General features: G+C 67.5%; 13 protein-coding genes, 2 pseudogenes and 1 riboswitch. Of the genes and pseudogenes, 6 read left to right on the top strand and 9 right to left on the bottom strand.

The genetic code is table 11. The annotated features are described in order from the left end of the window. Window positions 1–1,326 (top strand): hypothetical protein (locus tag ACH65_RS19750; RefSeq protein ID WP_237561472.1); only part of this gene is annotated, 1,326 nt, incomplete at its 5' end. A 128-nt stretch (window positions 1,327–1,454) separates the two neighbouring features. Here ACH65_RS19750 and ACH65_RS20270 read toward each other — a convergent pair. Then, complete coding sequence (locus tag ACH65_RS20270) at window positions 1,455–2,405, bottom strand: helix-turn-helix domain-containing protein (RefSeq protein ID WP_161805600.1); 951 nt, start codon at window positions 2,403–2,405, stop codon at window positions 1,455–1,457. Window positions 2,406–2,414: 9 nt separating this feature from the next. On the opposite strand from ACH65_RS20270, the gene ACH65_RS20265 reads away from it, so the two are divergent. Next, entirely contained in the window at window positions 2,415–2,642 is a 228-nt protein-coding gene (locus ACH65_RS20265; RefSeq protein ID WP_161805599.1) for a GNAT family N-acetyltransferase, read from the top strand. Window positions 2,643–2,796: 154 nt separating this feature from the next. Here ACH65_RS20265 and ACH65_RS07700 read toward each other — a convergent pair whose 3' ends face one another. The 6 genes from ACH65_RS07700 to zwf form a co-directional block, all read right to left on the bottom strand. Further along, on the bottom strand, window positions 2,797–4,206 hold the full coding sequence (locus ACH65_RS07700) for an APC family permease (protein WP_049622005.1): 1,410 nt from the start codon (window positions 4,204–4,206) through the stop codon (window positions 2,797–2,799). A gap of 165 nt (window positions 4,207–4,371) precedes the next feature. Continuing rightward, window positions 4,372–5,469, bottom strand: a complete 1,098-nt coding sequence (locus ACH65_RS07695; protein ID WP_049622004.1) for a DMT family transporter — start codon at window positions 5,467–5,469, stop codon at window positions 4,372–4,374. Window positions 5,470–5,591: 122 nt separating this feature from the next. Beyond that, window positions 5,592–6,242: a bifunctional 4-hydroxy-2-oxoglutarate aldolase/2-dehydro-3-deoxy-phosphogluconate aldolase gene (gene eda / locus ACH65_RS07690; RefSeq protein WP_049622003.1), complete on the bottom strand. Its 651-nt coding sequence runs from the start codon at window positions 6,240–6,242 to the stop codon at window positions 5,592–5,594. After that, a complete protein-coding gene (gene edd / locus ACH65_RS07685; protein WP_049622002.1) occupies window positions 6,242–8,062 on the bottom strand; it encodes a phosphogluconate dehydratase in 1,821 nt (606 codons plus the stop codon). Before edd ends, eda begins: the two co-directional genes overlap by 1 nt. Before the next feature lie 70 nt (window positions 8,063–8,132). Then, the gene (gene pgl / locus ACH65_RS07680) at window positions 8,133–8,837 is read right to left on the bottom strand and encodes a 6-phosphogluconolactonase (RefSeq protein WP_049622001.1); all 705 of its coding nucleotides are present in this window, start codon (window positions 8,835–8,837) and stop codon (window positions 8,133–8,135) included. 50 nt (window positions 8,838–8,887) lie between these two features. Continuing rightward, a complete protein-coding gene (zwf, locus tag ACH65_RS07675) occupies window positions 8,888–10,273 on the bottom strand; it encodes a glucose-6-phosphate dehydrogenase (protein WP_237561473.1) in 1,386 nt (461 codons plus the stop codon). Window positions 10,274–10,512: 239 nt separating this feature from the next. Between zwf and ACH65_RS07670 the strand changes: the two genes are divergently transcribed. Next, window positions 10,513–11,265, top strand: coding sequence for a GntR family transcriptional regulator (locus ACH65_RS07670; protein WP_049621999.1), 753 nt, complete (start codon window positions 10,513–10,515; stop codon window positions 11,263–11,265). A 183-nt stretch (window positions 11,266–11,448) separates the two neighbouring features. On the opposite strand, the pseudogene ACH65_RS18875 reads toward ACH65_RS07670, so the two are convergent. Continuing rightward, window positions 11,449–12,005: pseudogene (locus ACH65_RS18875) on the bottom strand (IS110 family RNA-guided transposase); the annotation flags it as partial. On the opposite strand from ACH65_RS18875, the pseudogene ACH65_RS07660 reads away from it, so the two are divergent. Then, window positions 11,967–12,359: pseudogene (locus tag ACH65_RS07660) on the top strand (IS630 family transposase); the annotation flags it as partial. The pseudogenes ACH65_RS18875 and ACH65_RS07660 overlap by 39 nt on opposite strands. Before the next feature lie 194 nt (window positions 12,360–12,553). Here the strand turns inward: ACH65_RS07660 and ACH65_RS07655 are convergent. Next, entirely contained in the window at window positions 12,554–15,559 is a 3,006-nt protein-coding gene (locus ACH65_RS07655; RefSeq protein ID WP_082190194.1) for a TonB-dependent receptor, read from the bottom strand. 270 nt (window positions 15,560–15,829) lie between these two features. Beyond that, a riboswitch (cobalamin riboswitch) is annotated at window positions 15,830–16,009 on the top strand. A 139-nt stretch (window positions 16,010–16,148) separates the two neighbouring features. Here ACH65_RS07655 and btuB point away from each other — a divergent pair. Both btuB and ACH65_RS07645 read left to right on the top strand, forming a co-directional pair. Continuing rightward, a complete protein-coding gene (btuB, locus tag ACH65_RS07650) occupies window positions 16,149–18,041 on the top strand; it encodes a TonB-dependent vitamin B12 receptor (RefSeq protein WP_049621997.1) in 1,893 nt (630 codons plus the stop codon). 272 nt (window positions 18,042–18,313) lie between these two features. After that, window positions 18,314–19,401: efflux RND transporter permease subunit (locus ACH65_RS07645; protein ID WP_049621996.1), on the top strand; the 1,088-nt coding region annotated here is incomplete at its 3' end.

The following is a 19,401-nucleotide window of genomic DNA, read 5'->3' as shown; positions in this document are numbered from 1 at the left end:
ACAACAGACGACGAAGAACACGGTGGCGCCAGTCACGAACGGTGGATGATCAGACCATCCCTAGGCGCAAGCATGGGTTCCTCGTTCATCACTGGGAACCAGAACACCGTCACTGGCAAGCTCGGCACGCTGGCAATCTACAACGGCCAAGATAATACAGTGACCATGTCAGATGGTGCCAGCGTTTCCATTTCGGGTACATCCAAAAACAATACAATCAACCTATCAAGAGGAAGCTTCTCCGTATCTGGAGCGGATGCGTCAGCACTAGCAGCTACCATTAATGGATCAAACAATACCAATAGCTATGTGTACGCCGGTATTTACAGCCTAAATGGTGACGGGAATGCAGTTAACGTGCAGAGTGCATCAGCCGTCCTAAATGTCCACGGCTCGTCGAATTTATTCAACGGAAATAATGGGACTATCAATTTGTTGTCTGGCGACAACACAACGGTCGCGACGTTTGGGTGCACTGTGGACGCGACGGCAGTAAACTCCGCAGCATTCACGGGCAATTCCGAGACGATTAAGGTCGCTGAAGGGAGCTTCTCCCTCAGTGGTTCGTCGAGTACCTTCACGGGCACTGGAACGACAACACTGACAGTTGGCGGTAACTCCAACACGATTAATGAGTCAGCGAAATCGACCCTGACGATCACCGGTGATTACAACATAATCACCGACAGTGCCGGCTCGTCGATTTCCGTTGGTGGCGAAGGAAACAGCGTATCCGAATCAATGGGTACGACCATGAATGTCGGCGGATCGGATAACACCGTTCATGTTGGAGATCAGTCGATACTTCATTTATCTGGCAGCTCGAACAAAATCTATGCGAGCAACTCGATCATCTATGTTGCCGATGGCACCACTGTCTCCATCTTCGGTTCCAATGACCAGGTCATTGGTGGCACCAACGATCACGTTTCTGTAACAGGCACTAATGTTTCCGTTACTGCCTCAAACAGCTGGGTCGGCTTCGTTGGTGACAATACCGGCGATACCGTCGTCGGTCCCGGGGATACCGGCTCAAACTGGTCCGCTCCCGACCCCGATCTCCCGCCTGGGGATAATGGTGGATACACACCACCGCAGACAACCGCTACTCTTCAAGCAATGAATGTCTCCACCCCGGTCGGGATGGGGGTAGAGATGCAGATGAAAGACTCCTTGGCAGTCTCAGGCATAGCGTATGCGCCTGATGTACAAGCCCTCATTCATGCGTTGTCGGCGTTCGGTGGATCCTTTGCAAGCGGAGATGGGGCTCTGGTGATCTCGCCTTCGGCTGAAGCAAATCACTTGCACCTCGCAGTGGTAGCATAAGGCTCGACTTTCGCGCCCCGGCAAGAGTCGGGGCGCGATAAGTGAGGTCTACAAGTGCCTCACAGCGGGCCACCCTGGCATCAATCTTTTCTGCTTAGCCTGTTTCAAATTGTCACAAGGATTGTGAGTTACATGGCCATCGCCGCTGATGCAGTGCCGAAGTTTGTGTGCGCAATTTGCGGAGGTTTACTGCCGTGAGCGTAGAGGTTTCTCTGCGGAGAACAGCAGCGACAACAGGCGACGGAACGAACCCACCAGGAAGCGATCACTGTTATGCAAAATCGGCTGGTGGCGTCCAGCGACCATCTGCGCCAGCTCAAGCAAGACGCTGCTCGCCAATCGGCAGTGCACTCACTTCTCATTGTGCGGTCAGCGCTGTCCGCGCAGCCGAAGCCGCAGCGCTCGGCCACGCGGTCCAGCCCCTGCGTGCCGCTCTCCAGCAGCTCGCGCGCGCGGTTGACCCGCTCGCGGATCAGCCACTGCTTGGGCGAGCAGCCGGTGGCGGCGTGGAAGCGGCGCATCAGCGTGCGCTCGCTCAGGTTGGCGCGCGCGGCCAGTTCTTCCAGCGGCAGCGCCTGGTCGAGATGGCGGCGCATCCAGTCCAGCAGGCGGCCCAGCGTGTCGCCGCGCTCGGGCAAGGGCGCGGCGATGAACTGCGCCTGCCCGCCGTCGCGGTGCGCCGGCACCACCACGCGGCGCGCCACCAGGTTGGCGGCGCGCGGGCCGTAGTCGCGGCGGATCAGGTGCAGGGAGAGATCCAGCGCCGCGGCGCTGCCGGCCGAGGTGAGCAGGCTGCCCTCGTCCACGTAGAGCACGTCCGGCTCGACCCGGATGCGCGGGTAGCGCGCGGCCAGCGCCTCGGCGTAACGCCAGTGCGTGGTGGCGCGGCGGCCGTCCAGCAGGCCGGTGGCGGCCAGCACGAACACGCCCGAGCAGTAGGAGAGCAGCCGCGCCCCGCGCGCGTGCGCGGCGCGCAGGGCGTCGAGCAGGGCCGGCGGCGGCGGCGCGTCCACGCCGCGCCAGCTGGGCACGATCACCGTGCCGGCCTTCGCCAGCGCCTCCAGGCCCTGCTCGGCCACTACCTCTACGTGCGCGAGGCCTGGCGCGGACAGGGCATCGGCCTGCGCCTGTGGCAGGCCGCGCACGCGCTCGCCGCGGACCTCGGCTGCCCCGCCATGCAGTGGCAGACGCCGGACTGGAACGCGCCGGCCGTCCGCTTCTACCGGCGCCTCGGCGCCACGGCGCAACCCAAGCTGCGCTTCACCCTGGCGATCGAGCAGGCGTGGCCGGGCGACGACGGCACGGCGTCGCCCTGAAGAAGGCCAGGGGATTTGGACAAACGCCAAGCCTGCTCACGATTTCCACGGAGCTTGCCTATAGCAGCGTGCTTGCGCGCGATGCGTACGTTACGGCAGGCGCGCTCCTGCACGAGACCGTGCCCATGCGCTGGCGGCGGGATCGTGCATGGCGCTAAGCCTCCGGCGGCGCCCGCTCGTCCAGTTCGAGCCGCGCCGGCTTGCCGGCCAGCCGGAGGCCGAGCAGGACGAGCGCGCCGAGGCCCAGCCAGGCCAGCCCGCCGAGCTTGGCGTAGCGGTCCGCGTTCACCAGCACATAGCCGATGATCGCGAAGCCGATGGCCGGCACCGCGAGGTGCATGCCCCAGCGCCGGCCGCGCTCGCGCAGCAGGAAGTGGCTGGCGACGGACAGGTGCAGCAGCAGGAAGGCGAACAGCGCGCCGAAGTTCACCAGCGACGACAGCAGGCCGATCTGCCCCACGAAGAACACGCCCAGCACCACGCTCACGCCCGCCACCAGCACCACCGCGCGCTGCGGCACGCGGCGCTGCGGGTGCACCTGGGCGAGCGGCCGCGGCAGCTTGCCGTCGCGGGCCATGGAGAACAGCAATCGCGAGGTCGCCGCCTGCGCCACCAGCGCGTTGCCCACCGCCGTGCTGATCGCCACGGTGAGCGCCACCACGATGCGGAACGGATGGCCGCCCACCTGCTGGGCCACCAGGTAGAAGGCATCGTTCTCCACCGCCTGCCCCGCGAAGGCCAGCTGGCCGGGGCGCAGCAGCGCCGCCAGCCAGGTCTGCGCCATGAACAGGCTCGCCACCAGCAGCAGCGCGAGCAGCGTGGCCCGGCCCACCACGCGGCTGCCGCCGCGGGCTTCCTCCGACAGCGTGGAGATGGCGTCGAAGCCGAGGAAGGAGAGCACCGCGATGGACAGCGCGTTGAACACCAGCGCGGGCGTGAACGCCGCCGGGTTGTAGAGCGGCGTCCACGACCAGTGCGCGCCGTCCACGCCGCGCGCGATGGCGCGCACGGCCAGTGCCATGAACACCGCCAGCACCGCCAGCTGCACGTACAGGAACAGCTTGTTGGCCCGCGCCGTGGTCTCGATGCCGCGCAGGTTCACCGCGCAGTTGAAGGCCACGAACGCCACCACCCAGGCCCAGCCGGGCACGGCCGGCACCACGTTGGCCATCGCCTCGGCGCCGATCACGTAGAGCAGGGTGGGGATCAGCAGGTAGTCGAGCAGCATCGCCCAGCCGGCGAGGAAGCCCCAGGCCGGGCCCAGCGCCCGGCCCGCGTAGGCGTAGACCGAGCCGGCGACCGGGAAGGCCCGCGACAGCTCGCGGTAGCTCAGCGCGGTGAACAGCATCGCCACCCAGCCGATCAGGTAGGTCAGCGGCACCATGCCGCGCGAGGCGTTGAACACGGTGCCGAAGATGGCGAACGGCGCGGTGGGCACCATGAACACCATGCCGTAGATCAGCAGATCCTTGAGGGTGAGGCTGCGCTTGAGCTCCTGCTTGTAGCCAAAGGCGGCGAGGCCGTCCTCCTCGGCGCGCGCCGGCGTCGCGGGCGCCTCGCTCATGCCGCCGCCCCGCGCCGGCCCGCCGCGATGCCGCACCGGGCCCGGCCATCTCCACGAGGCACCCGGCCCCCACCCAGCTTCGCCATCGCCAACACCCCGAACCACGAAGCCCAGAACCTAGCCCATGGCTCCGGTGAGCCGCAACCGGCCGCGCGGCGCCGGGGCCTAGCGATCGTGATCGTGATCGTGGTCGTGGTCGTGGTCGTGGTCGTGGTCGTGGTCGTGGCGATGGTGGATGTCCGGGTAATGCGCGTGGCTGTGCGCCAGGGGATCGTGCCGGTGCGGGTGGGTGTGCGGCTCGGCGCCGTCCCAGTCGAAGTCGTGCTCGTGCTGGTGGTGCGCGTCGTGCACGTGCCGGTGCGCGTGCGCCAGCGCCTCGTGCCGGTGCCAATGCTCGTGGCGCTCGGTGAGGTGCAGCCAGACGCCGGCCGCCATCAACCCCGCCGCGATCCAGAAGACCGCCGGGGCCGGCTCGCCGAACAGCAGGATCGCCACCGCCGAGCCGATGAAGGGCGCGGTGGAGAAGTACGCCCCGGTGCGAGCGCTGCCCAGCCCGCGCAGCGCCACCACGAACAGCACCAGGCTCACGCCGTAGCCCAGGAAGCCGATGAGCAGGGCCGCGGCCACCGCGCCGGACGCGGGCAAGCGGCCGCCCAACGCCCAGCCTATCGACAGATTGACCACCCCCGCGATCCAGCCCTTGCCCGCGGCAATGAACACGGCATCGCCCGCCGAAACCTTGCGGGTGAGATTGTTGTCGATGGCCCAGGCAAGGCACGCGCCGGCGATGGCGAGGGCGCCCCAGGCGGCGCCTTCGCGGCGGGCGCTCCAGGAGAGCAGCACGCCGCCGGCCACGATCAGCGCCATGCCGAGCACGATGCGCCGGTCCGCGTTCTCCCTGAACACCACCCAGGCCAGCACGGCGGTCAGCACGGCTTCGAGGTTGAGCAGCAGGGAGGCCGTGGCGGCGCCGGTGTGGCCGAGACCCAGCATCAGCAGCAGCGGACCAAGCACGCCGCCGAAGCCGATGGCCGCCAGCAGCCACGGCCAATCGCCCGCCGCCAGGCCCGTGGGACGCAAGCCGCGGTCGCGCACCAGCCGCGCCACGGTCAGGCCGAGGCCGCTGCCGAGGTAGAGCAGGCCGGCCAGCAGCGGGGCCGGCGCATGTTGAAGCAGCGGCTTGGCCAGCGGCGTGCTGAGGCCGAACAGGGCCGCAGCGCCAAGCGCGGCGAGCGTTGGACGGAAGAGGCGATGCGTGTTCATGAAGCGCCGAGGGCCGCAGTGAAGCTGAGCCAGTGTAGCCGCGCCGGCGACAAGGCCGGCAGGCGGCCGGCCCGTCCGTGGTGCCGGGCGGCTCCCCTGCCACCCGGCACGCGGGAGGCGGCTCAGCCCCCGCGCAGCGCCGCCGCCTCGCGCGCCAGTTGCTCGACGCCGGCCCAGTCGCCGGCCTTGAGCTTGTCCGCCGGGGTGAGCCAGGAGCCGCCCACGCACAGCACGTTGGGCAGGGCGAAGAAGTCCTTGGCGTTGCCCACGCTGATGCCGCCGGTGGGGCAGAAGCGCGCCGGCGGCAGCGGGCTGGCCCAGGCGCCGAGCAGCTTGGCGCCGCCGGCGGGCACGGCGGGGAAGAACTTCAGGTGCCGGTAGCCGCGCTCCAGGAGGTGCATCACCTCGCTGGCGGTGGCCGCGCCGGGCAGCAGCGGCAGCGCGCTGTCGTCGGCCGCGTCGAGCAGCCCGGGCGACACGCCCGGCGACACCGCGAAGCGCGCGCCGGCCCTGGCCGCCGCGTCCAGGTCCTTGCCGCCGAGCACCGTGCCCACGCCCACCACCGCGCCTTCCACCTCCGCGGCGATGGCGCGGATCGCGTCCAGCGCCGCCGGCGTGCGCAGCGTCACCTCGATCGCCGGAATGCCGCCCGCGACCAGCGCGCGCGCCATCGGCACCGCGTGGGCGGCGTCCTCGATGATCACCACCGGGATCACCGGCGCCAGGCGCATCACCGCGCCAACCTGGTTCTGCTTGGTTTCCATCGTCGTCATCACAACACTCCCGCACCCAGGTCCGCGGCCACCGCATTGGCGCGGAACAGGCCGAACAATTCGCGTCCCATGCCCACGTGATGGGCCGACAGGTCCGCCGTGGCCGGCTCGCGCGCGGCGAGCTCGGCCTCGTCGACAAGGACGTCCAGACGTCCGTTTTCCGCATCGAGGCGGATCAGGTCGCCGTCGCGCACGCGCGCGATCGGCCCGCCGCTCTCCGCCTCCGGCGTCACGTGGATCGCCGCCGGCACGCGGCCGGAGGCGCCGGACATGCGCCCGTCGGTGAGCAGCGCGATGCGGTGGCCGCGGTCCTGCAGCAGGCCCAGCGTGGGCGTGAGCTTGTGCAGCTCCGGCATGCCCATCGCGCGCGGCCCCTGGAAGCGCACCACCGCCACGAAATCGCGGTTCAGCTCGCCGCGCTCGAAGGCCTTCTTCACCTCGTCCTGGTCGTGGAACACGATCGCCGGCGCCTCGATCAGCATGCGGTCTTCCGGCACCGAGGACACCTTGATCACCGCGCGGCCGAGGTTGCCGGCCAGCAGGCGCAGGCCGCCGTCGGCGCGGAACGGCTCGTCCATGCCGCGCAGCACGCCGCGGTTGCCGCTGACCTTGGCCACCGGCGTCCAGGTCAGCGTGCCGGCCTCGTCCAGCTCGGGCACCTGCGTGTAGCGCGACAGGCCCGGGCCGGCCAGGGTCTGCACGTCCTCGTGCAGCAGGCCGGCGGCGAGCAGCTGGTCGATCAGGAAGGCCATGCCGCCGGCCTCGTGGAACTGGTTCACGTCGGCGTAGCCGTTGGGGTACACGCGGGCGAGCAGCGGCACCACCGCGGAGAGCGCGTCGAAATCGTCCCAGCGCAGTTCGATGCCGGCCGCGCGCGCCATCGCCACCAGGTGCAGCAGGTGGTTGGTGGAGCCGCCGGTGGCGTGCAGGCCGATCACGCCGTTGACGATGGCGCGCTCGTCCACGATGTGGCCCAGCGGCAGGTGCTGCGGGCCCGGCCCGGCCAGCGCGGCCACGCGGCGCACGGCCTCCACGGTGAGCGCGTCGCGCAGCGGCGTGTCCGGCGGCACGAAGCTCGAGCCGGGCAGTTGCAGGCCCATGATCTCCATCAGCATCTGGTTGGAATTGGCGGTGCCGTAGAAGGTGCAGGTGCCGGGCGCGTGGTAGGACGCCGCCTCCGCCTCCAGCAGTTCCGCGCGCGTGGCCGTGCCCTCGGCATAGGCCTGGCGCACCTTGGATTTCTGCTCGTTGGGGATGCCGCTCGGCATCGGGCCGGAGGGCACGAAGGCGGCGGGCAGGTGGCCGAAGCTCAGCGCGCCGATCAAGAGGCCCGGCACGATCTTGTCGCAGATGCCGAGGTAGAGCGCGCCGTCGAACATGTCGTGCGACAGCGACACGCCGGTGGCCATGGCGATCAGGTCGCGCGAGAACAGCGACAGCTCCATGCCCTCGCGGCCCTGGGTCACGCCGTCGCACATCGCCGGCACGCCGCCGGCCACCTGCGCGGTGATGCCGGCCTGGCGCGCGACCTCGCGGATCAGCTCCGGGTAGCGCTCGTACGGGCGGTGCGCCGAGAGCATGTCGTTGTAGGCGGTGACGATGCCGAGGTTGGCGGTGCGGCCGGCGCGCAGCGCGGCCTTGTCGTGCGCCTCGCAGCCGGCGAAGCCGTGCGCGAGGTTGCCGCAGGACAGGTGCTGGCGATGCGTGCCGTCGCCGCTGCCGGCCGCGGCGATGTGCGCGAGGTAGTCGGCGCGACGGTCGCCGCTGCGCTCGACGATGCGTGCGGTGACCTCGGCGATGACGGGGTGCAGCGTAGTCATGCTTGAACTCCGGAAGCGATGCGCCGGCGCGGGACGCGCCGGCCATCGGTTAGTCCATGGCCGCCGCGGCTCACGGACACCAGTACACGGCGACCGGCACGCGCGTCTGCGTCAGCACGGCACGCACCGGGTAGTGCGCGGCCGCGCCTTCGCCGGCCTGGGCGGCAGCGAACAGCCGGCGCTTGTCCTCGCCCTCGATGTGCAGGCACAACAGGCGGGTGGCGAGCAGCGGCGGCAAGGTCAGCGTGATGCGCGGCTCGCCGGCGCCCTCGGCGCGCATCGGCAGCACGCTGGCGCGGCCGACCGGGTCGAGCGCCTCGGCGAGGCGGTCGCCGCCGGGGAAGAACGAGGCGGTGTGGCCGTCGTTGCCCATGCCGAGCACCACCGCGTCGAACGGACGCGGCAGCGCCTCGACGCGCGCGGCGACGGCGGCGAGGCCGTCCTCCGGCGTGGGCGCGTCGGCGTACAGCGGCACGAAGCGCGCCGCCGCGGCCGGGCCCTGCAGCAGGTGCGCCTTCACCAGCCGCGCGTTGGAGCGCTCGCTGCCTTCGTCCACCCAGCGCTCGTCGACCAGGGTCACCTGCACCTTCGACCAATCCAGTTCGGCGCGGGCGAGCTGCTCGAAGAAGCGCGTGGGCGTGCGGCCGCCGGACACCGCCAGCACCGCCACGCCGCGCGCGGCGATGCCCTCGCGCAAGGCGACGGCCACGCGCTCGGCCAGCCCGGCGGCGAGGGTGGCGCCGTCGCTGTAGCTGTAGAGGCTCGTCTCAGCCATGGGCGGCTCCCTGCCGTGCCCCGCTCGTGCGGCGCGGCGCGAGGCCCGGCTCATTCATTGTCTTCGCTCCAGGTGCGGCCGTCGCGCTCGATCAGCGCCACCGCCGCGCTCGGGCCCCAGGTGCCCGAGGCGTACGGGCGCGGCGGCTCGCCGCCGGCCGCCCAGGCCGCCAGGATCGGGCCGGCCCACTGCCAGGCTGCCTCCACCTCGTCGCGGCGCATGAACAGGGTGGGGTTGCCGCGCACCACGTCGAGCAGCAGGCGCTCGTAGGCGTCGGGCTGCTGCACGCCGAAGGCCTCGGCGAAGCTCATGTCCAGCGGCACGTGGCGCAGGCGCAGGCCGCCGGGGCCGGGGTGCTTGATGGTCAGCCACAGCTTCACGCCCTCGTCCGGCTGCAGGCGCAGCACCAGGCGGTTCTGGTGCAGCGGGCCGGCCTCCGGATTGAAGATGGAATGCGGCACCGGCTTGAACGCCACCACGATCTCGGACATGCGCTCGGGCAGGCGCTTGCCGGTGCGCAGGTAGAACGGCACGCCGGCCCAGCGCCAGTTGGCGATCTCGGCCTTGATCGCCACGAAGGTCTCGGTGCTCGAGGGCTTGCCTTCGAGCTCGTCCAGGTAGCCCGGCACGCTCTGGCCGTCGGCCACGCCGGCGCGGTACTGGCCGCGCACGGTGAGGTGGGCGGCATTGCTCTCGTCGATCGGCGTGAGCGAGCGCAGCACCTTGAGCTTCTCGTCGCGCACCGCATTGGGCGAGAGCGAGGACGGCGGCTCCATCGCCACCATGCACAGCAGCTGCAGCAGATGGTTCTGCACCATGTCGCGCAGCGCGCCGGCACGGTCGTAGTAGCCCGCGCGGCGGCCCAGGCCGAGCGTCTCGGCCACGGTGATCTGCACGTGGTCGATGTGTTCGGCGTTCCACAGCGGCTCGAACAGCGCGTTGCCGAAGCGCAGCGCCAGCAGGTTCTGCACCGTTTCCTTGCCGAGGTAGTGGTCGATGCGGTAGGTCTGCGACTCGGCGAACACCTGGCCCACCGCGTCGTTGATCTGGTTGGCGCTCTCCAGGTCGCGGCCGATCGGCTTCTCCAGCACCACACGCGACTTGCCCTCGTTGAGGCCATAGCCGCCCAGCCGGTTGCAGATGTCCACGAACAGTTCCGGCGAAGTGGAGAGATAGAACACCCGCACGTGGTCCGGCCATTCGGCGAGCAGCGCGGCGAAATCGTCCCAGCCCTTGTCGGCGCGCGCATCGAGCGAGCGGTAGTGCAGCAGCTCGAGGAACGCCTCCAGGTGCGGATGCTCGCCCAGCGCGGCGCGCGCCTGCTTGCGGTAGCCGTCGGTGTCCAGGCCCTCGCGCGCGATGCCGATCACGCGGCTGCTGGAAGGAATCTGGCCGTCGGCAAAGCGGTGCAGCAGGGCCGGCAGCAGCTTGCGCATGGCCAGATCACCAGTGCCACCGAAAATGACCAGATCGAATGCCTCGACCTGCGGGCTGGGAGCATTCACGTGCGTACCTCGGGCAATACGTGGGTGGGGGCTGGATGGTACCAGTGAAATACCAGGATGCGTACTGGTACGGCCGCCCCACCCGAACAAGTTACGCCTGAAACCGCCATGACAAGCCATGCGGGGCGGTTCCTTGCTGTTATTGGTGAGCTATTGGTATTGTGCCGCCAATGGAATCAGCACTCGCCAGCGAATACCGACGCCTCTGCCGCGACCCGGCCAACCACCAGCCGCTGGCTTATCTGCGGCTGCGCCAGGCCATTCGCAACGTGGTCGACCAGCGCGACATCGAGCCGGGCCAGACCCTGCCCAGCGAGCGCGACCTCTCGCAGGCGCTCGGCCTCTCGCGCGTGACCGTGCGCAAGGCCATCGCGGGACTGGTGGAAGAAGGCCTGCTGACCCAGCGCCAGGGCGCCGGCACCTTCGTCTCCGAGCGCATCGTCAAGCCGATGTCGCGCCTCACCAGCTTCACCGAGGACCTGCGCGCGCGCGGCCTCAACCCGCGCTCGGAATTCTTCGAGCGCGGCATCGGCGAGGTGACGCCGGAAGAATCGATGGCGCTCAACCTCTCCCCTGGCGCGCCGGTGGTGCGCCTGCACCGCGTGCGCTACGCCGGCGACGAGCCGCTGGCGATCGAACGCACCGTAGTCCCCGCCAACGTGTTGCCCGACCCGCTGCTGGTGGAAGACTCCCTCTACGAAGCCCTCGAGCAACGCGGCTGCCGCCCCCGCCGCGCCCTCCAGCGCCTGCGCGCCGTCCTCCTCAACGCCCAGCACGCCCGCCTGCTGCACGTCGCCGTCGGCAGCGCCGGCCTCAGCATCGAGCGCCGCAGCTTCCTTGATGATGGGCGGGTGGTGGAGTTCACCAGTTCTTGGTACCGGGGGGATGTTTATGATTTTGTCGCCGAGTTGCACAGCGACTGACGTGGGGGGCCTGGCGAGAAATGGACGCCTTCCCTCTGAATATGAGGCAAGCCGATTCGCAACCGTGATAGCGGCACTGTCTCTGTCTATTGTGCAGATGAACCCAGTTGCGCCGAACTTAAGGGGCCAGCAAGGGACCTCCTGATTCCCCACATTACGCATCCAACGTTGCGAGCCGATAACTCAGCGGCGGCGTCCGCGCCGCGGCGACGATGAGGCGCGGCACCAGGGCGGGTGCTTCAGCCACGCACCGGCAGCGTACGCATCTTCGTGCGCCAGCATCGCCCACAGCTGCCGCGCGTGCTTGTTCGCGATGGCCACCAGCAGTTTGCCGAACGGCATACGGCACGCCAGGTGCTGGATCCAGATCTGTTCGGGTGTTGCCCTTTCCACGCTGACCGCTTTGGCTCGTTGCACGCTGCTGCGACGCCTTGGATCAGCAAGGTGCGCAGATACGCGTCGCCATGACCGCTGATCGCACCCAACCGGGTGTGTCCGCCGCTGGAGTGCTGGGTCGGTACAAGGCCCAGCCATGCGGCCAGTTGCCGCCCGTTCTTGAACTCCTTGGCCGAGCCGACGCTGGCAACGATCGCATCGGCGGTGATGGGGCCGATACCGACGATGGCGCGCAGCCGCACGCAGCGCTCGTCGGTTTTGGCGTGCGCCTCAATGTGCGCATCACAAGCGATGATGCGTTCACGCAGCTCAAGCGCCGCCACCGCAGTGTGGAGTTCCTGCAGTTCCTCAAGGCGATCGATGCCGCGGTGCCGAAGGACCAAGAGGTCCACCTGATCATGGACAACTACGGCACGCACAAGACCGAAAAGGTGCGTGCGTGGTTTGTGAAGCACCCGCGCTACCACGTGCACTTCACGCCGACCTCGGCGTCCTGGCCCAACCTGGTCGAGCGATTCTTCGGACAGATCAGTGAGAAATGGATCAAGCGCAGTGCACACACCAGCGTGGCCGAACTCGAACAAGCCATCCGCCACTACATCGATACACACAACGCCGATCCGAAACCTTTCGTCTGGCACAAGAGCGCCGACACCATCTTGGCATCCGTCGCTCGCGCCGCGGCCAGACTTACTTAATATTATTTATGAGACATCACACTAGTTTGGATCTCAAATAGACTTGGGTTAAGCGATGCGAACGGTGTAAAAAAATTACTGCGCGTGATGCTCGTTATCACATGAGAGCCTGCAGCCTAACTCAGGAGCGGCTCCAACCATGAAAAAGGCCGCCGGATGACCCGGCGGCCTTTTGCTTCCTTAGACGCTCGCTATTACAGCGAGAAGTCGTACTGCGCCTGCAGACGGAAGGAACGCGGTGAGTTGTAGAACTGGCCCACCTTATAGGTGGTGTCATAGTACCCCGTGTAAACCCCAGAGGTGCTAATACCCTCGCCTTGCTGATAGACCTGCAGCGGCTTTTGGTTGTTGAACAGGTTCAGTGCCGAAAGCTGGATGCTCAAGCCACGTGCCCACGCCGGCTTGTACATCACGTTCGGGCTGACCGTCCACACCCACGGCGTACGGCCAGAGCTGCCCTCGGGGCTGATCTTGCCATTGCAGTAGTGAAAACCACCGCTGTAGCCGTATTCCGTACCGAAGGTACCCATGCCGCCACCCAGGCAGCTGACCGGGGCGCCGGACTGCACGTTCAGATTCAGACCTGCCGACCATTCCGGCGTGAAATTCCACGCGCCGTAGATCTTGAGGTTATGACGGCGGTCATTGGGCAGGTAGCCGTTGGCGCCGTACATGATCTCCGGGAAGTCGAAGTCTTCCGTGGTTCCGGTATCGTCCTGGCCGATATCGGAACGAACGAGACCCTCGGTGTTGCCGTAGTTGCGCGAGAGCGTATAGGTGGCGTTGATGTAGTACTTGTCGGTGCTCTTGCTGGCGGTCAAATCCAGGCCTTCGTAACTACGCCTGGCCTTCGTGCCCAGCTGATTACCGGGGACGGTGACGTTACGCAGCGTGCCAGTGCCGTCCAGATCCACCGACAGCGACAGCGAACTACCCGGGTTGTAGATGAAGCAACCCGGCACACCATCGGGCACGGTCCACTGGTCATAGGGCATGTCCAGCCCCTGCGCGATGCCGGCGTTGTAGAACGGACGCCAGTCGCAGGTGTCGTCGATGGCGTTGCGCAGCTTGCGATAGGTGCCCTTGACACCCACCACCCAGTTGTCGAAGAAGTCGACATCGCTGTGCAGCTGGTGCTGGAAGCCCAGGATGTACTCGTCCTGCGTATAGGGCTTCAGATCCTTGTCGGCCACCGACTTCGGATTGGGGGTCGAGCCATCTTCACCATTGACCACGTAGTGATCCAACAACTCGCCGAGGATAGGTGCGCCAGTCTGCGGATTGATACCCGTATAACTATAGGCGTCCTGCGTATAGAACGAGGCGCTTGCTGCTCGCAAGGCCACATTGGCCGCGATCGGCAGCGAGTAGCGGCCGGCGGTACCGAACACCTTCCACGAGGAGTCGCCCAGCACGTCCCAGGTGAAGCCCAGGCGCGGCTGCCAGATATTGTCCTGCTTGACGAAAACCTGGCCGCTGCCATTCTTGTTCTCGAAGCTGTCGTAGCGCACACCGCCATACAGCACGAGCTTGTCGGTCACCTGCCAATGGTCCTCGGCGTAAGCCGATTTCTGACGAATGCCTACGCTGCCGCCGGTACTGAAGATGGTGTCGTAAACCAGATTGCCGGGGTAGTACAGGTAATAGTGACCACCCGAGTAGCTCTGACCGTTGTCGGACTTCCAACGCTCGTCAGCGTAACCCACACCAATATCGTGGTCACCCAAACGCCAGTCGAGATCGACACGCCAGGATTTGCGCTTGTCTTGCCCGCCGTAGATATCAGTGGTGCTGGCCACATAGCAGGTATTAGAGCGTGGCCCTGTGTACCGAGAATTATAGTTGACGTACGGACACCCACCCTGCTGGGCAAAAACGTCACCGTTATACTTAGTCGACAGACCATCCGGCGAGACGTAGTAGGTCGAGTTGTCGCTCTTCAGCTCGCCCCACTGCGCCGACAGGGTGAGGTCATCGGTCAGGTAGCCGGTGTACTTGAAGATGTTGGTCTGGCCGCCGGTATGGAGACGGCTAAAGCCCTTGTAGCCGTCAAACGACGCATCGCCATCGGTGTACTGGGTACCGTAATAGTTCGTCCGGGTACTCGAACTGTTGTCGAAGCCCGTGTACTCCAGGTGATGGTTGTCGGTGATGTTCCAATCCAGCTTGGCCACCCAGTAGGGGCTGCTCTTGTTGTCGCGATACGAGTTGGGGCCCGTACCGGTACTGGAATTGGCGTAGGCGCTGTTGTAGGCCGTGGTGGTGGTGGTATCTTTTTCGAACTGGCCCAGGATAAACATGAACAGCTTATCCTTGATCAGCGGACCACCCAGCCAAGCGGTGTAGACGCTGTCGGTCTCGCCGTTGTTGCTGCGGTCGTAATAGACGTGACCGTTCTTGGTATAGGTGTTGGGGCTGCTCGAACGCCAGGCGCCCGGCTCCACCACATAGCTGATACCGCCCTTCCACTCGTTGGTGCCGCGCTTGATGTTGACGCTGGTCACACCGCCGGTGGAAAAGCCGTACTGGGCGCCGTAGCCACCCGTCTGCACGTCCAGCTGATCGATCGCCTGGTAGGGCACCTCGGAGAAGGACAGGCTGTTGTACAGGTTGGTGGTGTTGAAGCCGTTGACGTAGTAGCTGTTTTCAGCCACCGACGAGCCACCGAAGGACGCCAGGTTGCCGAAGTTGCCGCTGCCGCGCACCGTACCCGGCGCCAGCAGGGCCACATCCGTCACATTGCGCGGCACCGGCAGGCTGTTGAGCTGTTCGGCGGTGAAAGTGGTGCGGGACTCGGTGCTCGTAACGTCGATGGCGGGAACCGAGCTGGCCGTCACCGAGACCGTCGACAGGTTCTGAGCCGCAGCAGAGGCGCCCACATTGACCTGGACGGTCTGGCCAGCCACCACGCTCGCGGTGGCCGTGGAGGCGGCCTGGCCGTTCTGCACCAACTGAACCTGGTAGCGACCGATGGGCAACGAAGGCACGCGGAAACGGCCATCCTGGCCAACGCCGACAGTGCGCGTCACGCCGGAATCAAGATTCTTGACGACGACGGTCTCGCCCTGTGCCACAGGTGCGGTACCGGCAAGGTCGCCCACGGTGCTCTGCGCGTACAAGGCGCCGCTGGTCATGCAGAAGCCCAAGGCGGCAGCAAGTACTGTCCGGCGAAGGCGGCGATGCGCGTTAATGGAATTCATGACAGTTGGATCTCCCCAGATCGGCCCAGTCAATGGGCATCAAAGTCAAGCAAAAAGGCGATCCCCGTACGGCGGGGAAGTCGCATTTACGCACCGCAGATACCTTCGGGCGTCTCCACCCTCAGGGAACCATTGGTACGCGAGTTGTCGCGAACATAGGTGTATGCCGTGACAACTGTCAACACTTTCTTAGCATTTTCTTTGCTTGCTTCTTGTGCTACCCGGCCGAAGTTCCGCCGCTCTCGCTTGCCGAGAACCGGGACCGCCGCTTAAAGTCACGCCGTTTCGGGTGTCCCATGGGCTCCGCCCACGGGATGAAACGGGAAGCCGGTGCGCCGCTTGGCGGCAAGGCCGACGCTCCCGCGAGGCATGGGAAGGTTGCGCCCTGGAGTCGTGGTTCGTCCACGGCCGCTCGCGAGCCCGGAGACCGGCCCGGAGCTATCGTCTGGCGAACCTGCGGTGGGCGGGTCGGGACCTGCCGTCGCGCGTACCTTCGTGCCGGCGTTCCGTCGATTTCCTGCGCAGGGGCCGGTGGCTCTCCCCAAGATCGTCCGTGGATGCGCAAGCCCGCGGCGATGGAACCTGCGACATGAAGAAGACTTTGCTGGCAGCCGCGCTGCTTTTTCCTACGCTGGCCGCCCACGCGGCGGACCAGGCCACGGCGTTGGATGCGGTGCAGGTCACCGCCACCCGCACGGCGGTGACCGTGGATGACACGCTGTCCGCGGTGACGGTGCTGACCCGCGCCGACATCGACCGGCTGCAGCCGGTGTCGGTGCAGGACCTGCTCGCCGGGCTGCCGGGCGTGGTGTTCGCCCAGGCGGGCGGGCTGGGCCAGCAGAGCTCGCTGTTCCTGCGCGGCACCAACTCCACCCATACGCTGCTGCTGGTGGACGGCGTGCGCGTGGGCTCGGTGGGGGCGGGGCTGCCGGCCTACGAGCAGATCCCCATCGACCAGATCGAGCGCATCGAGATCGTGCGCGGCCCGCGCTCGAGCCTGTACGGGCCGGACGCGATCGGCGGCGTGATCCAGATCTTTACCCGCCGCGGCACGCGCGACGGCGGCCTCGCGCCCTCGCTCTCGCTGACCACCGGCAGCCGCAGCTATAGCGACGGCCAGGTCGGCCTCTCCGGCGGCGAGCGCCACGCCTGGTACAACTTCGGCCTGGGCGGCCAGTACACCAGCGGCATCAATGCCTGCCGGATGGGTGCGGGCACGGTGTTCGCCGGCTGCTTCGTCAACGAGCCCGACCACGACGCCTACCGCAACTGGAACGGCGCGGCCAGCGGCGGCTACCGCTGGGACGACGGCACCGAGCTCTCGGCCAACTTCCTGCGCAGCAAGAGCGACGTGGAGTACGACGGCAGCCCCTACGGCGGCAACCAGGCGGTGAACGAGCAGCGCGTGGCCGGCGCGCAGCTGAGCTTCAGCCCGCTGGCGGCGTGGAAGGTCACGCTCAACGCCGGGCAGAGCAAGGACCGCTCCTCCACCTATTACCAGGGCACCTACGAGGACAGTTTCTCGGGCACCAGCGCGTACTACCCGCGCACGCCGGAGGGCTACGCCAATTCGCGCCGCAACCAGGCTTCCTGGCAGAACGACGTGACCCTGGCCGCCAACCAATTGCTGACGCTGGGCGTGGACTGGCAGCAGGAGCACATCGCCAGCAACACCGGCTACCTCGACAGCTCGCGCGCCGACACCGGCGGCTACGCGCAGTACCAGGCGCAGTTCGGCCGCAACGACGTCGAGGTGTCGCTGCGCCACGACCACAACCAGCAGTTCGGCAACCGCACCACGGGCGCGGCCGCCTGGGGCTACCGCTTCGACCACGACCTGCGGCTGACGGCGAGCTACGGCACCGCCTTCCACGCGCCGACCTTCAACGACGTGTATTACCCCTACGGCCTGGGCAACCCGAACCTCAGGCCGGAGACCTCGCGCAGCCTGGAGCTCGGCCTCAGCCAGCGCGGCACGGGCTGGAACTGGGCGGTGAACGCCTACCAGACCACCATCGACCAGCTGATCGCGCTGGATGCGAACTACATGCCGCAGAACATCAGCCGCGCCCGCATCCGCGGCCTGGAGGCCCAGTTCGGCGCGGACTTCGCCGGCTGGCAGCTGCAGAGCTACCTGACCCTGCAGCAGCCGAAGAACCGCGACGGCGGCGTCAACGACGGCAACCTGCTGGCCCGGCGCCCGGAGCGCACCGCGCGCATCGACCTTGATCGCCGCCTCGGCGCCTTCGGCCTCGGCGCCACGCTCAACGCCGCCGGCTACCGCTACGACGACGCGGCCAACGCGCACCGCCTCGCCGGCTACGCCACCACCGACCTGCGCGCCAGCTACGCCTTCGCCGCGGACTGGCGGGTGGAGGCGCGCCTGGCCAATGCGTTCGACCGGCGCTACGAGACGGCCTACTACTTCAACCAGCCCGGCCGCAGCTGGTACCTCACCCTGCGCTACGCGCCGCAGCACTGAGGAACGGCCGGCGAGGGAAGCGGCCCCGTCCGCCCCTCGCCGGCTTCGCTCTGCCGCGGCGCCTTCGCCGCATCGCCGGCGGCGCCCGCTGCACTATGCCTTTCGGTAGGGCCCAGACTTAAGGCACATTCGCGTTTTCCTGCGGGCAGGCATAAAGCCGGTATGACTGCCGCCCTTCCACCCGCCGCACGCGCGATGGCGTGCGCCATGCACTGCGCCGCCCCGCGCGTCATGGGACACTTGTCGCGCTCGGCAGGAGGCCCGCACGTCGCATGAACATCTTCGCACCCTTGATCCGCCGCCCGGTCGGCACCTCGCTGCTCGCGATCGGGCTCGCGCTCGCCGGCCTGATCGCCTACCTCCTGCTCGGCGTGGCGGCGCTGCCAACGCTGGATTTCCCCGGCGTGTACGTGACGGCCAGCCAGCCCGGCGCCAGCGCGCAGACCATGTCCAGCACGGTGCTGGCGCCGCTGGAGCGGCACCTGGGGCGCATCCCCGGCGTGGACGACATGTACGGCAACACCACCGAGGGCTCGGCCTCGGTGATGGTGCGCTTCAACCTCGGCCGCAGCGTGGACAGCGCGGCCCGCGACGTGCAGGCGGCGATCAACGCCGCGGCGCAGGATCTGCCGCCGGGCATGCCCACGCCGCCGCAGTACTTCAAGTTCGACACCGCGCAGATCCCGATCCTGTTCATCACACTGACCTCGACCGGCCTGCCGCAGGACCAGCTGTACGACCTCACCGACACCTTGATCAAGCCCGGCGTGGCGCAGATCCCGGGCGTGGCCCAGGTGCAGGTGTTCGGCGGCACGCCGCATGCGGTGCGGGTGGAGCTGGACACCGACGCGCTGTCGGCCAAGGGCCTCACCGCCAACGACGTGGCCAATGCGCTGCGCGCGGCCAACGTGTCCTCGCCGCAGGGCATGCTGAGCGACGGGCGCACGCAGACCACGCTGATCGCCAGCGACAGCCTGCAGCGGCCGGACGAGTTCGCCGACCTGCTGATCTCGATGAAGAACGGCACGCCGGTGCGGCTGTCGGACGTGGCGAAGGTGTACGGCGGCCAGCAGGACCAGTACCAGGCGGCCTGGTACAACGGCGCGCGCACCGTCGGCCTGCAGATCAGCAAGCGGCCCGACGCCAATGCGGTGGCCACGGTGGAAGCCATCCGCGCCAAGCTGCCGCAACTGGCCGCCTCGCTGCCGGCCACCATCGCCATGACGCCGGTGTTCGACCTCACCCAGACCACCAAGTCGGCGCTGCACGAGGTGCAGGTGGCGCTGATGATCTCGATCGCCATGGTGGTGCTGGTGATGCTGGTGTTCCTGCGCCGGCTACGGCCCACGCTGATCGCCAT

It is taken from the genome of Frateuria defendens, assembly GCF_001182895.1.
GTDB classification, from domain to species: Bacteria; Pseudomonadota; Gammaproteobacteria; order Xanthomonadales; family Rhodanobacteraceae; genus Frateuria_B; species Frateuria_B defendens.
The sequence above is the reverse complement of the archived record's forward strand: the minus strand, read 5'-3'. Positions and strand labels throughout refer to the sequence as shown.